This window comes from Pseudomonas sp. YNh, from assembly GCF_037993085.1.
Classification (GTDB): Bacteria; Pseudomonadota; Gammaproteobacteria; order Pseudomonadales; family Pseudomonadaceae; genus Aquipseudomonas; species Aquipseudomonas putida.
The window spans coordinates 118,017-132,873 of sequence record NZ_JBBMRJ010000012.1 but is presented as its reverse complement, the minus strand read 5'-3'; the positions used below and the strand labels follow the sequence as shown (position 1 = coordinate 132,873).

The following is a 14,857-nucleotide window of genomic DNA, read 5'->3' as shown; positions in this document are numbered from 1 at the left end:
TGTCCGAGAGTCAGTGTGGCGCGCGCACGATGGTTTTCAGCAGGTCTTCCGGGCTGATGTGCCCCACCACCTGGGCAACCGCGCTGCCTGGGGTTGGCAGGTCGATGATGTGGCTTTTCATCTTGCCGACCACATGCATTTCGCACGGTTTGCAGTCGAACTTCAGGGTCAGCACTTCATCACCCTGAATCAGCTGCATCGGTGCCACCTTGGTGCGCACGCCGGTCACGCCCTTGGCCTGCTTGGGGCACAGGTTGAAGGAGAAGCGCAGGCAGTGCTTGGTGATCATCACCGGCACCTCACCGTGTTCTTCATGGGCCTCGTAGGCCGCGTCTATCAGCTGCACGCCATGGCGATGGTAGAAGTCGCGGGCCTTCTGGTTGTACACGTTGGCCAGGAAGGAAAGGTGCGACTCGGGGTACACCGGCGGCGGCGTGGTCTCGGCCTTGCGCCCGCCACGCGGGTGCGCCTTGATACGCGCCTCGGTCAGCGCCTCGATGGCTTCGCGGCGCAGGGCCTTGAGCTGCGAGTTGGGGATGAAGTACGCCTGCGGCGCGTCCAGTTCGATGCTGCTGGCGTGGTACATCGTGGTACCCAGCTGGCCGAGCAGGTCATGCAACTGGTCCAGGGCCTGCTGCGGCTTGTTGGCCTCGCCGAACGGGCCGTCCAGGGCCACCTGCACGCTGACGCCTTCCTCGCTGCTGAGGGTAAGCATCAAGCGCTGCTCGCGCAGTACAGCATGCCATTCCACACCAACCCGGCGCTCGGAAGAGGTGCGTTGCAGGGCCTGCTGCCAGTTGTGGTCGAGGTTGCGCGACAGCGGGTGGTTGGGCCGCAGCTTGTGCAGGCCTTCGGGCATTTCGTTGGGCTCGACGCGGTAGCGGTAGCGCTTCTGGCCGTCTTCCTCGAATTCGCCACGTGGTTCGGCGATGTTGGCGCGGAAACCCACCACTTCGCGTTTGACCAGCACATTCAGGCCGTCGCCGTTGGTCAGTGGCACCTCGGTAACCACTTGCATGTCACGCTTGCCGACCTTTTCCACCACACCCACCGGCAGGCCTGTGAAGGTTGGCGAGTCGAAGGCACCGATGTCGACCTTGCGGTCGGTCACGAAATAGTCGGTGCTGCCGCGGTGGAAGGTCTTGTCCGGGTCGGGCAAGAAGAAGTGTTCGGTCCGGCCGCTGGACGCACGGGCATATTCCGGGCGGCCTTCGAGGATGGCGTCGAGCTCTTTGCGGTAGTGGGCGGTGATGTTCTTCACATAGCCCATGTCCTTGTAGCGGCCCTCGATCTTGAACGAGCGCACGCCAGCATCCACCAGGTCGGCCAGGTTGGCGGTCTGGTTGTTGTCCTTCATCGACAGCAGGTGCTTCTCGAACGCTACCACGCGACCCTGGTCATCCTTCAGGGTGTAGGGCAGGCGGCAGGCTTGCGAACAGTCGCCACGGTTGGCGCTTCGGCCAGTCTGCGCGTGGGAGATGTTGCACTGGCCGGAGAATGCCACGCACAGCGCACCGTGGATGAAGAACTCGATGGCAGCGTCGGTTTCGGCGGCGATGGCGCGGATTTGCTGCAGGTTCAGCTCACGGGCCAGTACCAGCTGGGAGAAACCGGCCTGGTCGAGGAACTTGGCCCGTTCCAGGGTGCGGATGTCGGTCTGGGTGCTGGCGTGCAGCTCGATCGGCGGGATGTCCAGCTCCATCACCCCCAGGTCTTGCACGATCAGCGCGTCGACGCCGGCATCGTACAGCTGATGGATCAGCTTGCGCGCGGGTTCCAGCTCGTTGTCGTGCAGGATGGTGTTGATGGTGGTGAACACGCGCGCATGGTAGCGGCGGGCGAACTCGACCAGTTCGGCGATCTCGCCCACTTCGTTGCAGGCGTTATGGCGTGCGCCAAAGCTTGGGCCGCCGATGTAGATGGCGTCAGCGCCGTGCAGGATCGCTTCACGGGCGATGGCCACGTCACGGGCAGGGCTGAGCAGTTCCAGGTGATTCTTTGGAAGGGACATATCGTTATATTTTCGGGCTGCCACGGTTTAGGCGGGCATTGTAGCGGCGAAACGGGCTGGCGGCACCATCGGGGTGCCGGGAGGTGTATTGCTTTTACCGGCCCTATCGCCGGCAAGCCAGCTCCCACAGAAATTGCATAGGGCTTGAGGCCGATGCGGTCGAGGTGGGAGCTGGCTTGCCAGCGATAGGGCCCTTGCAGGTAGCTCAGCGCTTGGCAGCCATCGCCGTGACTTCTACGCGCATGCCTTCAAATGCCAACGAAGCCACACCCACGGCCGCCCGCACCGGCCATGGCTTGCTGAAGAAGCGCTGGTACACCTCGTTGAACGCGGCGCGGTCGGCCATGTCGGTCAGGTAAATGGTCAGGTGCAGCACACGGTCCATGCCGCTGCCGGCCTTTTCCAGGGCTACTTTCAGCGCCTGCAGGGTGCATTCGCTTTGCTCGACGATGCCGCCCAGCTCCAGGCTGCCATCGGCGTGGGTCGGAATCTGGGTAGTGACCAGCACGCCGTTGAACTCGGCGACGTCGGACGAAATCGACTCGGCGTCCGGGTCCGGGGTGTAGATGATGTCTGCATGTGCCATGGTGTGTTTTGCCTTGCGACGGAAGGAAAACGGCAAGCCTACGCGAGCAGGCGGGTTGGGTCGAGGGCGCCCAGGTGTTTGAAATGCGCGGCGTTCGCCGTCAGAATCGCGCCCCATTGCAAAGCCAGGGGCACATTTTGAACGAACAGACTTTGTCCAGGCGCCTGGAGCGCGTGGCTGCACATGTGCCGCAGGGCGCCCGCTTGGCCGACATCGGCTCGGACCATGGTTATCTGCCGGTAGCGTTGATGCTGCGGGGGGTGATCGAGGCCGGGGTGGCGGGCGAGGTGGCGCAGACGCCGTTTGCCTCGGCGCAGCGCAATGTGCGCAGAAACGGCCTGCAAGACCGGTTGACCGTGCGCCTGGCCGATGGCCTGGCGGCGGTCGAACCGCAAGACCGCATCTCGGTGGTCAGCATCTGCGGCATGGGTGGCGACACCATGTGCGACATCCTCGAGGCCGGCAAGCAGCGCCTTGGCGGCGTCACGCGTTTGGTACTGCAGCCCAATGGCGGTGAGCGCGAGCTGCGCCAATGGCTGGCGGGCAATGGGTACCAGATCGTCAGCGAAGAGCTGCTGCGGGAAAACCGCTTCGACTACGAAATCATCGTCGCCGAGCCGGGCAGCGTGGTGTATAGCGCTGAACAGCTGTACTTCGGCCCGGTGTTGATGCAGGAGAAAAGCGAGGCATTTCTGGTCAAGTGGCGGCGCATGCTGCGCCAGAAGCAGCAGACCCTGGCCAATTTTCAACGGGCCCGCGATGCGGTGCCTCAGGCGAAAATCGACGATTTCAATCAGCAGGTGGGCTGGATCACCCAGGTACTCGCGTGACTCACTGCTGCGAGCAGTTGCCCATTTCGCGGTAGTCTATTTCGCGTTTCTGGCCCTGGTGGTCGACGTACACCATGTGCGCAGTGCCAACCTGGCAGTCGGCAGCGTTGCTGGCCGGGGTGATGGAGATCACTTTGGCCACATCCAGCGGCATGCCGTACTCATAATTGCTGCTGGTTGGCTGCGTACTGCCCGCATCGGCAAAGGCACCGAACGAGGCGAGGGTGGCGGCCGCAGCAAGGACAGCGATCGAACGTTTCATGACAGGCTCCATTTCTTGAATGTATGACTAATGATGTATTCATTGGTCATCCACAATAAATGGGCCAGTCCGTGATAGATTCCTGCCTGTAACGCAAGAATAAGACTGAACAAGGAGCACACCCTCATGGACATGCTGCATGCCATGCGTACCTTCGCCCGTGTGGTGGAGTGTGGCAGCTTCGCTGCGGCCGCCAATGCGTTGGATATTTCCGCGGCACAGGTTTCGCGTATTGTTGCCGAGCTGGAGAACCAGCTGCAGACCCGCCTGCTGCACCGCACCACCCGGCGCCTGCGCATGAGCGAGGCGGGTGAGCGGTTTCTGGAGCGTGCGCGGCAGATCATGCTGCTGACCGAAGAGGCGGTGGGTGAAGCCCGCGGTGCGCACCTCACCCCTCGCGGCCATCTGCGCTTGCATTGCCCGCACGGTCTGGGTCTGCTGCTGATGCCGCTGGTGGCCGGCTACAACGCGCTGTGCCCGGAGGTGGTGATCGAGTTGACGCTGTCCCAGCGCAATCCTGACCCGCTAGCCGAAGGGCATGACGTGGTGATCACCGTGGACGGTGCGCTGCCGGACTCCCAGCTGATTGCCGTCCCGCTTGGCAATATCTTCAGTATCCCGTGCGCGGCGCCCAGCTATCTGGAGCGGCATGGCGTGCCTGAGCGCCCCGAGGACCTGCATGCGCACCGCTGCCTGCGAATGGCGTATCCCATGTATGAAGGCGACTGGGTATTCCCCCAGGGGGTGGACCAGTGCGTGATCGCACCCAGTGACAACTTCTCCACCAACGTTGCCGACGCCATGCTGGTGGCCAGTGAGTTGGGCATGGGCATCGGCCTGCTACCGTTCTATACGGCCAGCCAGTCGATCGAGCAAGGGCGTTTGTGCAGGCTGCTGGCGCCGTACCGGTTGCGCGAGAGTGCGCTGTATGCGATGTACCCGTCACGGCATTATCTGGACGCCAAGGTGCGGACGTGGATCGATTACCTCAAGGAGCAGTTGCCAGCGGTGTTCGAGGGGCATGCGCAGGTGGTGGATGATTCGCGTTACTGGCGCTGAATCGCAGATCGGCTTCCTTGTGGGAGCGACACAAGGCCGCTCCCACAGACGGGGACCGCCGTACTACAGGGGATAGTGCTTCAGCTCGCGTGCAATCAGCATGCGCTGGATCTCGCTCGACCCCTCATATATCTGCGTGATCCGCGCATCCCGGTAGTAGCGCTCCACCGGGTAATCCTCCAGGTAGCCATACCCGCCATGCACCTGGATCGCCATCGAGCACACCCGCTCGGCCATTTCCGAAGCGAATAATTTGGCCTGCGACGCCTCCGAGAGGCACGGCTTGCCAGCGCTGCGCAGGCGGGCGGCATGCAGGATCAGCAAACGTGCGGCGTTTACCTGTACCTGCATGTCGGCCAGCAGGTTGGCGATGCTCTGGTGCTCGTTGATCGGCTTGCCGAACTGCACCCTGTCGCGCGAGTAGACCAGCGCCGCCTCGAACGCCGCGCGGGCAATGCCCAACGCCTGGGCGGCGATGCCGATACGCCCGCCTTCAAGGTTGGACAGGGCGATGGCCAAGCCCTTGCCACGCTCGCCAAGGAGGTTGGCAGCGGGGATGCGGCAGTTGACGAAGGTGACCGCGCAGGTGTCGGAGGCGCGGATGCCCATCTTGTGCTCGCTGCGGTCTACCTTGAAGCCCGGGTTGTCGGTGGGCACCAGAAACGCCGAGAGGCCCTTCTTGCCCAGCTCTGGGTCGGTCACCGCGAAGACGATGGCCAGGCCGGCGCGGCGGGCGTTGCTGACGAACTGCTTGGCGCCATTGATTACCCACTCGCCGTTGACCAGCTCGGCACGGGTGCGCAGGTTGTGCGCCTCGGAGCCGGCCTGCGGCTCGGTGAGGCAGAAGCAGCCGATGACCTCGCCGCTGGCCAGGCGCGGTAGCCATTGCTGTTGTTGCTCGGCAGTACCGTAGGCCAGCAGCGGGCCGCAGCCTACCGAGTTGTGAATGCTCATCATCGCCCCGGTGGCGCCGCAGCCTGCGGCGATTTCTTCCACGGCCAGGGCGTAGGCAACGTAGTCGGTATAGCTGCCGCCGAAGTCCTCCGGCACCACCATGCCCAGCAGGCCCAGTTCGCCCATCTTGCGCACCACGCCGTCATCGATCCAGCCGGCCTTTTCCCAGGCCTGGGCGTGCGGGGCGATCTCGCCACGGGCAAAGTCCCGGGCCATGTCGCGGATCATGATCTGCTCTTCGCTCAGTTCCAGGTCTTGCATCTGTGTACTCCCGGGCTCACAGGCCTTCGAAGAATTGGTCAACCCGCTGCGGTTGCAGCGCGGCCAGGGTCGGCGGGTTCCAGCGAGGCTGTTTGTCCTTGTCGATGATCAGGGCGCGCACGCCTTCGATGATGTCGCCGTGCCGGAACCACTGGCGGTCCAGGTGCAGCTCCATGGCAAAGCAGTCTTCCAGCCCAAGGTGGCGACCGCGGCGCAACATCTCCAGGGTAACCGCCATGGCCAGCGGTGAGCGGCTTTCCAGCTGGTCGGCGGCGGCCACGGCCCAGGCATGGCTGTCACCGATACTGACCGCACGCAATTGCTCGACGATGGCTTGCAGGTTGGGCAGGGCGAAGAAGTGGTCGATGACCGGGCGCAGCTTTTCCAGTGGTGCATCTGCCAGCGCCTGGGTACCGAGCGTGGCCAGCAGGTTCTGCAGGTCCTTCAGCGGGTTGTCGCCAAAGTTCAGTTGGTTCAGGCCCTGGTCAAGGGCGGTGAGCTGGTCACTGGCCAGGTACCAGTCGGCCAGGCCGCAGTACAGGGCGTCGGCCGCCTGGATCTGGGTACCGCTGACGCCCAGGTAGATGCCCAGTTCGCCGGGGATACGTGACAGGAAGTAGCTACCGCCTACATCGGGGAAGTAGCCGATACCGACTTCGGGCATGCCCAGCCGGCTGCGCTCGGTGACCACGCGCAGATCACAGCCCTGGGCCAGGCCCATGCCGCCGCCAAGGGTGAAGCCGTCCATCAGCACCAGCACGGGTTTGCGGTAGCGGTGGATGAGCAGGTCGAGGGCGTATTCCTCGACGAAGAAGGTTTCATGCAGCGTGTCGCCAGCTTTGAAACTGTCGTGCAGCGACCGGATATCGCCCCCGGCACAAAAGCCCTTGGGGCCTTCGCCGCGCAGCACCACAGCGCGCACTTGCGGGTCCTCGGCCCACTGGTCGAGGTGCTGGCGCAGGCTACGGACCATGTCCAGGGTCAGGGCGTTGAGGCCGGCGGGGCGGTTCAGGGTCAGGTGGCCGACCTGGTTGCGGACCTCGGCCAGTACATGATCGGTTGCCGAGGTATTAGCTTGCGCAGTCATTGCGTTCTCCCTGCTTTGTTATTGATTTTCCAAGTGAAGTCTGGAGTTCGCTGGAGGATCGCAGGATCCTGTCATGCGAATTTGCCTTGCACAATCGACAATTATGCAGGGGCATCGTGCATTTTTGCTTTAGGCCACTGATCCGGCTGGGCAATTCATTAACCTGAGCGTAACAAACACGCCAGCAGCTTGATTGATCCGCCAGGCAGCGCAGCCCTAAGGTGATCTCCACGACAGCGAACCCGTGGAGCCACCATGACAATAACTCAGAATCCACCGCCGCAATGGTCGCGGCGGCGCGCCGAAAAGCAGCGCCGCCTTGATCGGGTACGTCACCTCGCCGACGGCGTGGTGCTGCCCACCGAGCGTATCGTCGAAGCCCTCGACCTGCTGCTGGCCCCGGGCGACCGGGTGGTGCTGGAGGGCAACAACCAAAAGCAGGCCGACTTCCTTTCACGCTCGCTGGCCAAGGTCGACCCCGGGCGCCTGCACGACCTGCACATGATCATGCCCAGCGTGAGCCGCGCCGAGCACCTGGACCTGTTCGAGCGTGGCATCGCGCGCAAGCTCGACTTCTCCTTCGCCGGCCCGCAGAGCCTGCGCATCAGCCAGTTGCTGGAAGATGGGCTGCTCGAAGTCGGTGCCATCCACACCTATATCGAACTGTACTCGCGGCTGCTGGTCGACCTGATCCCCAACGTCACTCTGGTGGCCGGCTTCATGGCCGACCGTGACGGTAACCTGTACACCGGCCCCAGCACCGAGGACACCCCGGCACTGGTGGAGCCGGCCGCGTTCAGCGACGGTATCGTCATCGCCCAGGTCAACCAGCTGGTGGACCGCGTGGACGACCTGCCACGGGTCGACATCCCGGCGTCCTGGGTCGATTTCGTGGTGGTCGCCGACCAGCCCTTCTATATAGAACCGCTGTTCACCCGGGACCCGCGCCACATCAAGCCGGTGCATGTGCTGATGGCGATGATGGCCATTCGCGGCATCTACGAAAAACACCAGGTGCAGTCGCTGAACCATGGTATCGGCTTCAATACCGCCGCCATCGAGCTGATCTTGCCCACCTACGGCGAGTCGTTGGGCCTGAAGGGCAAGATTTGCCGCAACTGGACGCTCAACCCGCACCCGACCTTGATCCCGGCCATCGAGACTGGCTGGGTGCAAAGCGTGCATTGCTTCGGCACCGAGCTGGGCATGGAGGACTACATCGCCCAGCGCCCCGACGTGTTCTTCACCGGCCGCGACGGCTCGCTGCGTTCCAACCGCATGATGTGCCAACTGGCGGGGCAATACGCCGTCGACCTGTTCATCGGCGCCACCTTGCAAGTGGATGGCGATGGCCATTCCTCGACCGTGACCCGCGGCCGCCTGGCCGGCTTTGGCGGTGCGCCGAACATGGGCCACGACCCGCGTGGCCGGCGCCACGCTACCCCGGCCTGGCTCGACATGACCGTGCCGGAAACCCTGCTGGAGCGCGGGCGCAAGCTGGTGGTGCAAATGGTCGAGACCTACCAGGAAGGCGGCAAGCCCACTTTCGTGGAAACCCTCGATGCCGTGGAAGTGGCCAGGAAGGCCGGGATGCCGCTGGCGCCGGTGATGATTTACGGCGATGACGTCACCCACCTGCTGACCGAGGAGGGCATTGCCTACCTGTACAAGGCCCGCAGCCTGGAAGAACGCCAGCAGATGATTGCCGCCGTGGCCGGGGTTACCGCCATCGGCCTGCGCCACGACCCGAAAGACACCCTGCGCATGCGCCAGCAAGGCCTGATCGCGTTGCCTGAGGACCTCGGCATCCGCCGCACCGACGCCAGCCGCGAGCTGCTGGCCGCGCGCAGCATTGCCGACCTGGTCGAGTGGTCCGGCGGCCTCTACAACCCGCCTGCCCGGTTCAGGAGCTGGTGATGAAAGCACTCGACTTGCAACCGCATGTGCAGCTTCGCGAGCATGCTCGCTCCCACAGGCTTACCGCCGTCCTTGAACCTTGTGCAGTCCCTGTGGGAGCGGGCAAGCCCGCGAAAAGGCCCGCCCAGGCAACCGAAATCCCACTGGCTGACCACCTGGCCGACCTTGCAGTAGAGGCCCTGATCGACGAAGCCGACCTGTCCCCCAAACCCGGCCTGGTCGACCGCCGCAGCAACGGCGCCCACCACGACATGACCCTGGCCCTGATGCACGCCTCGGCCCTGGCCCTGTGGCCATGCCTGCGCAACATGGCCGAAGCCGCCCGGTCCATCGGTCAGGTTGGCCAGCCCCTGCGCGCCACACTGGGCCAGCTCGGCCGCGAAGGCGAGGCCGCCATGCTTGCCGCCACCCACGGGGTCAATACCCACCGCGGCGCCATTTGGGCACTGGGCCTGCTGGTCGCGTCCACGGCCCTCGATACCCAGGCAGACGCCTGCACCCTGGCCGCCCGCGCCGGGCGTATAGCCCTGTTCGACGACCCGGCCATGCCGTACCACCACAGCCATGGCTTGCAGGTCCGCCACCGCTACGGCACCAGCGGCGCCCGCGAACAGGCACAGCAAGGCTTCCCCGCCGTCATCGGCCATGGCCTGCCACAACTGCAGCGCAGCCGCGCCGCCGGTGCCAGCGAGCAGCACGCCCGGCTCGACGCGTTATTGGCGATCATGGGCGTGCTCAGCGACACCTGCGTGCTCTGGCGCAGCGGCCCGGCCGGGCTGGCTGCCGTCCAGCAAGGTGCCCACGCCGTACTTGCCGAAGGCGGTAGCGCCACACTGGCGGGGCGCCGCCAACTGCGCCAGCTGGACCGGCAACTGCTGCACCTGAACGCCTCACCGGGCGGCGCCGCCGACTTGCTGGCCGCCTGCCTGTTCCTCGACAAAGCCGGGAGCCTGTGACATGGAAACCCTGAATTTTCAATTCCCCGCCGCCGAACCGGGCCGCGGCCGGACGCTGGTGGGCTGCGTCAGCTCCGGCGACCTCGAAGTGCTGATCGAGCCCGGCACTGCCGGCAACCTGCACATCCAGGTAGTGACTTCGGTCAACGGCAGCGGCGCCCGTTGGGCGCAACTGTTGCAGCGCCTGTTCGAGGGCCGTGCGTGGCCGGCCGTGAACATCGACATCCATGATTTCGGCGCCACCCCAGGCGTGGTGCGCCTGCGCCTGGAGCAAGGCTTCGAGGAGATTGCCCATGACTGACACCGAACGCTTGCTGCGCAGCCGCAGCTTTGTCGAACTGGGCGCCCGCCAGCGCGCCCGCGCCGTGCTTGACCCGGGCAGCTTCCGTGAACTGCTGGGCCCGTTCGACCGGCTGATGTCGCCGTGGTTGCCGCGCCAGGGCATCGTGCCGCAGGCCGATGATGGTGTGGTTATCGCCAAGGGCCGGCTGAACGGGCGCCATGCCGTGGTCGCCGCCATCGAAGGCGGCTTTCAGGGGGGCAGCATGGGCGAGGTGGGTGGGGCCAAAATCGCGGGTGCCCTGGAACTGGCCATTGAAGATAACCGCAATGGCATCCCCACTTGCGCCGTGTTGCTGCTGGAAACCGGTGGTGTGCGCCTGCAGGAAGCCAACCTCGGCCTGGCGGCGATTGCCGAAATCCAGGCGGCCATTGTCGAGCTGCGGGCCTTGCAGCCGGTGATCGGCCTGATCGCAGGTTCGGTGGGCTGCTTTGGCGGCATGTCCATTGCCGCGGGCCTGTGCAGCCACCTGCTGGTTACCCGCGAAGCGCGCCTGGGCCTGAACGGCCCGCAGGTGATCGAACAGGAGGCCGGTATCGGCGAATACGACGCCAAGGACCGCCCCTTCATCTGGAGCCTGACCGGTGGCGAACAACGCCACGCCAGCGGGTTGGTTGACGGCTACGTGGCCGATGACATCGATGCGCTGCGCGAACGCTTGCTGCAACTGCTGGACGCACCCTCCAAAGACCGCGCCAGCCAGCACACCTGGTTCCTCGACCGCCTGGCCCGGCTGGGCGATGACTGCCCGCAACTGGATGCCGCCGCCGTGCGCGCCCTTTACCAAGGAGAAGCCCAATGAACCGTGCCTTGAACTGGCTGCCGGGCCTGGCCGGCGGGCAAACCTTGCCGGGCTACCCCGCGTCGCTGCGGGTGATTGACGGCGAACTGGACAACCGCCTGGCGCGCTTCATCGCCGTTGTGCCCGATGCCGACAACCCATTCCCCCGTGCCCGCTCGGGTGAAGTCGGCCTGCTTGAAGGCTGGGGCCTGGCCAAGGCGGTGAGCGAGGCGGTGGAGGCTGACCGTAACGGCCAGAAGCGTGCCATTGTCGCGGTTATCGATGTGCCCAGCCAGGCCTATGGCCGCCGCGAGGAAGCGTTGGGCATTTACCAGGCATTGGCCGGTGCCGTGCAGGCCTACGCCGAGGCGCGGTTGGCCGGGCACCCGGTGATCGGTCTGCTGGTTGGCAAGGCCATGTCCGGCGCCTTCCTGGCCCACGGCTACCAGGCCCAGCGGCTGATTGCCCTGGACGACACGGGGGTCATGGTGCACGCCATGGGCAAGGCGGCTGCGGCGCGGATTACCCTGCGCAGCGTCGAGCAACTGGAGGCGTTGGCCGCCGAAGTGCCGCCCATGGCCTACGACCTGGCCAGCTACGCCTCGCTGGGCCTGCTGTGGCGCCGCCTGACTGTAGACAACGCCCAGGCACCGAGCGCCGCCGACATTGCCCAGGTGCGTGCCTGCCTGGCAGAAGCGGTGCGCGATATTGGTAGCACCACCGACCTGTCGTCGCGGTTGGCGGGGGAAAACCGCAGTGCCTCGCGCCAGGTACGCGAACAGCTGCGCCGCCAGTGGCAGGGCGCCTGAGATGAACTCGCCAAGGCCGCACGACCTGCTGTGGGGGATGCCCGTGTCGGGCTTGCCCGCCGATGCGCCGCAGTGGGCACAGGACGTACTGGCAAGCGGTCGACCGGTGGTGGTGCGCCGTGCCTCTTGTGAGGATGGCTGGGTAGCGGTTGGGGTACGTGGTCAGGGCCGGGCGCAGCGCTTGGGTGCGTTGATGCGCCTGGCCGATGTCCAGCGTCAGCAAGGCCCCGAAGCGCTGCGGGTGCACGTACAAAGCCCATGGCCTGCGCTACAGGCACTGGCCTCGGTCACCCCGGTATTGCAGGCCAGCGACCTGGCCTGGGGGCCGACGGGCGGGGTGGGGTACCAGATTGCGACCGGCATCGAAGTGGTACATGCCGACAGTGACCTGGACCTGCTGCTGCGCACACCGCAACCGCTTGCCCGCGCCCAGGCGCGAGAGCTGCTGGATATCCTCGACTGCGCGCCGTGCCGTATCGATGTGCAGCTGGAAACCCCGGCAGGTGCCATTGCCTTACGCGAATGGGCCGGTTTTGCTCACCGTGTGCTGCTCAAGTCGCCCCATGGCCCGCGCCTGGTCAGCGACCCTTGGGCAATGATGGAGCGTGCCGCATGAGCAGCCTGTTCGCCTTTCCCGGCCAGGGCGCCCAGCAGGTGGGCATGCTACAGCGCTTGCCTGAGGGCGCCGGGCAGCTGCTGGAGGAGGCCAGCGATACCCTCGGCCAAGCCGCGCTGGCACTGGACAGCCGGCAAGCGCTGCAGTCTACCCGCGCGGTTCAGCTGTGCCTGCTGCTGAGCGGTGTGGCCTGGGCACGCTGGCTGATGCAGCGCAGCCCAGCGCCGGATTACGTGGCGGGGTTGTCGATTGGCGCCTATCCCGCGGCGGTTACGGCTGGCGCCCTGGGGTTTGCCGATGCCGTGCGCCTGGTCGCCCTGCGTGGCGAGCTGATGCAGTGCGGCTACCCGCAAGGCTACGGCATGACCGCACTCAGCGGCCTGGACCTGGCAAGTGTCGAGCGTTTGCTGAGCGAGGTGGAGGGCGAGGTGTTCGTCGCCAACCTCAACAGCGAAAACCAGATCGTCATCGCCGGTAGCGATACGGCGATGGCTGCGGTCGCCGCCAGGGCTCGCCGTCAAGGCCAGGGCGTGGCCCGACGCCTGGCAGTCAGCGTGCCGTCGCATTGCCCGTTGCTGGATGGCCCGGCAGCGGAACTGGCCAGTGCCTTCGCCACGGTTGAGTTACACCGCCCACGCATTACCTACCTCAGCGCCAGCAGCGCGCGCCCGGTGTTCGACCCGCAGCGTCTGCGCGACGACCTGGCGGGCAACATGGCCAGGGTGGTCGACTGGCGCGCCACGTTGCGCAACGCCTTTGAGCGTGGCGTGCGCCTGCATCTGGAAATACCGCCCGGCAGCGTGCTCAGCGGGCTGGCCCGGGCAGTGTTCGAACAGGGCAGGGTGGTGGCCGTGGAGGGTACACGGTGGGACACCCTGGACGCGCTGCTGCGCCAGGAGGTGGCTGACGACCGATGATGTCAGTCGGCAGACGCTGTCATTCTGGGAGCTGTCCTGTTTTGGATCTGGAAGCTTGTGCGACCCCTGTGGGAGCGGGCAAGCCCGTGCCATGCACCGAGGCGCCTGCTTCGCGGGCACGCCCGCTCCCACAATGACCGTGCAGGCCGCATCAATGTGTGTTTACGAAGAACAACAACAAGCAACTTCGACACTACCTGAGGACAACAATAATGATCATCTATGGTGTGGCACTGCTGGCGGTCTGCACGCTTGCCGGCGTTATCGTCGGCGACTTTCTGGGCGTGTTGCTGGGCGTCAAATCCAATGTGGGCGGGGTCGGCATCGCCATGATCCTGCTGATCTGCGCGCGGCTGTACATGCATCGCAACGGTGGCATGAGCAAGGAGTGCGAGTTTGGCGTGGGCTTCTGGGGCGCCATGTATATCCCGGTAGTGGTGGCCATGGCCGCCCAGCAGAACGTGGTCACGGCCCTGCACGGCGGGCCGGTAGCGCTGCTGGCGGCAGTGGGCGCGGTGCTGGTGTGCGGCGCGACCATCGCCCTGATCAGCCGCAGCCACCGTGGCGAGCCTTTGCCTGCCCTTGAACCCACCCCCGAAGCCCGCGCGCAGGTTGCCCCTGCAGGAGGTCGTTGAACATGTGGCCGATCATTGAAAATGCCCTGGAGCACAACGGCCTGATCACTGCCTTTGCAGTGGTAGGCGCAATCATGTGGTTGTCGGTTGTGATGTCGAAGTACCTCACCTTCGGCCGGGTGCACGGCTCGGCCATCGCCATCGTCATCGGCCTGGTGCTGGCCTGGGTAGGCGGCACCGTGACGGGTGGGCAGAAAGGCCTGGCCGACATGGCGCTGTTCTCCGGTATCGGCCTGATGGGCGGGGCCATGCTGCGGGACTTCGCCATTGTTGCCACGGCCTTCGAGGTGCAGGCCACCGAAGCGCGCAAGGCCGGGATGATTGGCTTGGTGGCGCTGTTGCTGGGCACCGTGCTGCCCTTCATTGTCGGCGCGGCAGTGGCCTATGCCTTCGGCTACCGCGATGCGGTGAGCATGACCACCATCGGCGCGGGGGCGGTGACCTATATCGTCGGCCCGGTGACCGGGGCGGCACTGGGTGCAAGTTCGGACGTGATGGCCCTGTCGATCGCCACCGGCCTGATCAAGGCGATCCTGGTGATGGTGTTCACCCCGGTGTCGGCGCGCCTGCTGGCGCTGGACAACCCGCGTTCGGCGATGGTCTTCGGCGGGTTGGCAGGGACGGTGTCAGGGGTGACGGCCGGGCTGGCGGCGACGGATCGGCGGCTGGTGCCGTATGGCGCGTTGACCGCCACCTTCCATACCGGGCTGGGGTGCCTGATGGGGCCGTCGATTCTGTACTTCTGCGTACGCGGCCTGGTCGGCTGACGTCGTAGCCTTCACTCTGTGGGAGCGGGCGTGCCCGCGAAGCAGGCGACTGGGTACATGGCACCGGCT

At 65.4% G+C, this 14,857-nt stretch carries 16 protein-coding genes; 11 read left to right on the top strand and 5 right to left on the bottom strand.

Translation table 11 applies throughout. The annotated features are described in order from the left end of the window. Positions 1 to 10 precede the first annotated feature (10 nt). Together WF331_RS14850 and WF331_RS14845 are read right to left on the bottom strand one after the other, a co-directional pair. The gene (locus tag WF331_RS14850; RefSeq protein WP_016499415.1) at positions 11 to 2,011 is read right to left on the bottom strand and encodes a peptidase U32 family protein; all 2,001 of its coding nucleotides are present in this window, start codon (positions 2,009 to 2,011) and stop codon (positions 11 to 13) included. 205 nt (positions 2,012 to 2,216) lie between these two features. After that, complete coding sequence (locus tag WF331_RS14845) at positions 2,217 to 2,597, bottom strand: RidA family protein (protein WP_016499416.1); 381 nt, start codon at positions 2,595 to 2,597, stop codon at positions 2,217 to 2,219. Between the two features lie 137 nt (positions 2,598 to 2,734). Between WF331_RS14845 and WF331_RS14840 the strand changes: the two genes are divergently transcribed. Further along, positions 2,735 to 3,427, top strand: a complete 693-nt coding sequence (locus tag WF331_RS14840; protein WP_049275020.1) for a tRNA (adenine(22)-N(1))-methyltransferase — start codon at positions 2,735 to 2,737, stop codon at positions 3,425 to 3,427. Between the two features lies 1 nt (position 3,428). On the opposite strand, the gene WF331_RS14835 is transcribed toward WF331_RS14840, so the two are convergent. Next, positions 3,429 to 3,689: a DUF2790 domain-containing protein gene (locus tag WF331_RS14835; protein ID WP_059395371.1), complete on the bottom strand. Its 261-nt coding sequence runs from the start codon at positions 3,687 to 3,689 to the stop codon at positions 3,429 to 3,431. Positions 3,690 to 3,815: 126 nt separating this feature from the next. Between WF331_RS14835 and WF331_RS14830 the strand changes: the two genes are divergently transcribed. Continuing rightward, complete coding sequence (locus WF331_RS14830; protein WP_016499436.1) at positions 3,816 to 4,748, top strand: LysR family transcriptional regulator; 933 nt, start codon at positions 3,816 to 3,818, stop codon at positions 4,746 to 4,748. Between the two features lie 63 nt (positions 4,749 to 4,811). On the opposite strand, the gene WF331_RS14825 is transcribed toward WF331_RS14830, so the two are convergent. Together WF331_RS14825 and WF331_RS14820 are read right to left on the bottom strand one after the other, a co-directional pair. Further along, positions 4,812 to 5,963 carry an acyl-CoA dehydrogenase family protein gene (locus tag WF331_RS14825; protein ID WP_284361026.1) on the bottom strand — a complete coding sequence of 384 codons (1,152 nt, stop codon included), beginning with the start codon at positions 5,961 to 5,963 and terminating at the stop codon, positions 4,812 to 4,814. A 16-nt stretch (positions 5,964 to 5,979) separates the two neighbouring features. Continuing rightward, positions 5,980 to 7,050, bottom strand: coding sequence for an enoyl-CoA hydratase/isomerase family protein (locus tag WF331_RS14820; RefSeq protein ID WP_016499438.1), 1,071 nt, complete (start codon positions 7,048 to 7,050; stop codon positions 5,980 to 5,982). A gap of 255 nt (positions 7,051 to 7,305) precedes the next feature. Here WF331_RS14820 and mdcA point away from each other — a divergent pair, with 255 nt between their 5' ends. The 9 genes from mdcA (at position 7,306) to madM (ending at position 14,788) form a co-directional block, all read left to right on the top strand. After that, positions 7,306 to 8,967 carry a malonate decarboxylase subunit alpha gene (gene mdcA / locus WF331_RS14815; protein WP_340623044.1) on the top strand — a complete coding sequence of 554 codons (1,662 nt, stop codon included), beginning with the start codon at positions 7,306 to 7,308 and terminating at the stop codon, positions 8,965 to 8,967. Next, positions 8,967 to 9,923, top strand: a complete 957-nt coding sequence (locus tag WF331_RS14810) for a triphosphoribosyl-dephospho-CoA synthase (RefSeq protein WP_016499440.1) — start codon at positions 8,967 to 8,969, stop codon at positions 9,921 to 9,923. Before mdcA ends, WF331_RS14810 begins: the two co-directional genes overlap by 1 nt. A gap of 1 nt (position 9,924) precedes the next feature. Beyond that, positions 9,925 to 10,224 carry a malonate decarboxylase subunit delta gene (locus WF331_RS14805; protein ID WP_016499441.1) on the top strand — a complete coding sequence of 100 codons (300 nt, stop codon included), beginning with the start codon at positions 9,925 to 9,927 and terminating at the stop codon, positions 10,222 to 10,224. Further along, positions 10,217 to 11,065: a biotin-independent malonate decarboxylase subunit beta gene (locus WF331_RS14800; RefSeq protein ID WP_016499442.1), complete on the top strand. Its 849-nt coding sequence runs from the start codon at positions 10,217 to 10,219 to the stop codon at positions 11,063 to 11,065. Before WF331_RS14805 ends, WF331_RS14800 begins: the two co-directional genes overlap by 8 nt. Beyond that, on the top strand, positions 11,062 to 11,853 hold the full coding sequence (gene mdcE / locus WF331_RS14795; RefSeq protein WP_016499443.1) for a biotin-independent malonate decarboxylase subunit gamma: 792 nt from the start codon (positions 11,062 to 11,064) through the stop codon (positions 11,851 to 11,853). The genes WF331_RS14800 and mdcE overlap by 4 nt, the downstream gene beginning before the upstream one ends. 1 nt (position 11,854) lies before the next feature. Beyond that, a complete protein-coding gene (locus WF331_RS14790) occupies positions 11,855 to 12,469 on the top strand; it encodes a malonate decarboxylase holo-ACP synthase (protein ID WP_340623043.1) in 615 nt (204 codons plus the stop codon). Further along, the gene (gene mdcH / locus WF331_RS14785; protein ID WP_340623042.1) at positions 12,466 to 13,386 is read left to right on the top strand and encodes a malonate decarboxylase subunit epsilon; all 921 of its coding nucleotides are present in this window, start codon (positions 12,466 to 12,468) and stop codon (positions 13,384 to 13,386) included. The genes WF331_RS14790 and mdcH overlap by 4 nt, the downstream gene beginning before the upstream one ends. 212 nt (positions 13,387 to 13,598) lie before the next feature. Beyond that, on the top strand, positions 13,599 to 14,021 hold the full coding sequence (madL, locus tag WF331_RS14780; protein ID WP_016499446.1) for a malonate transporter subunit MadL: 423 nt from the start codon (positions 13,599 to 13,601) through the stop codon (positions 14,019 to 14,021). 2 nt (positions 14,022 to 14,023) lie between these two features. Further along, complete coding sequence (gene madM / locus WF331_RS14775) at positions 14,024 to 14,788, top strand: malonate transporter subunit MadM (RefSeq protein WP_016499447.1); 765 nt, start codon at positions 14,024 to 14,026, stop codon at positions 14,786 to 14,788. The last annotated feature ends 69 nt before the right edge of the window (positions 14,789 to 14,857 follow it).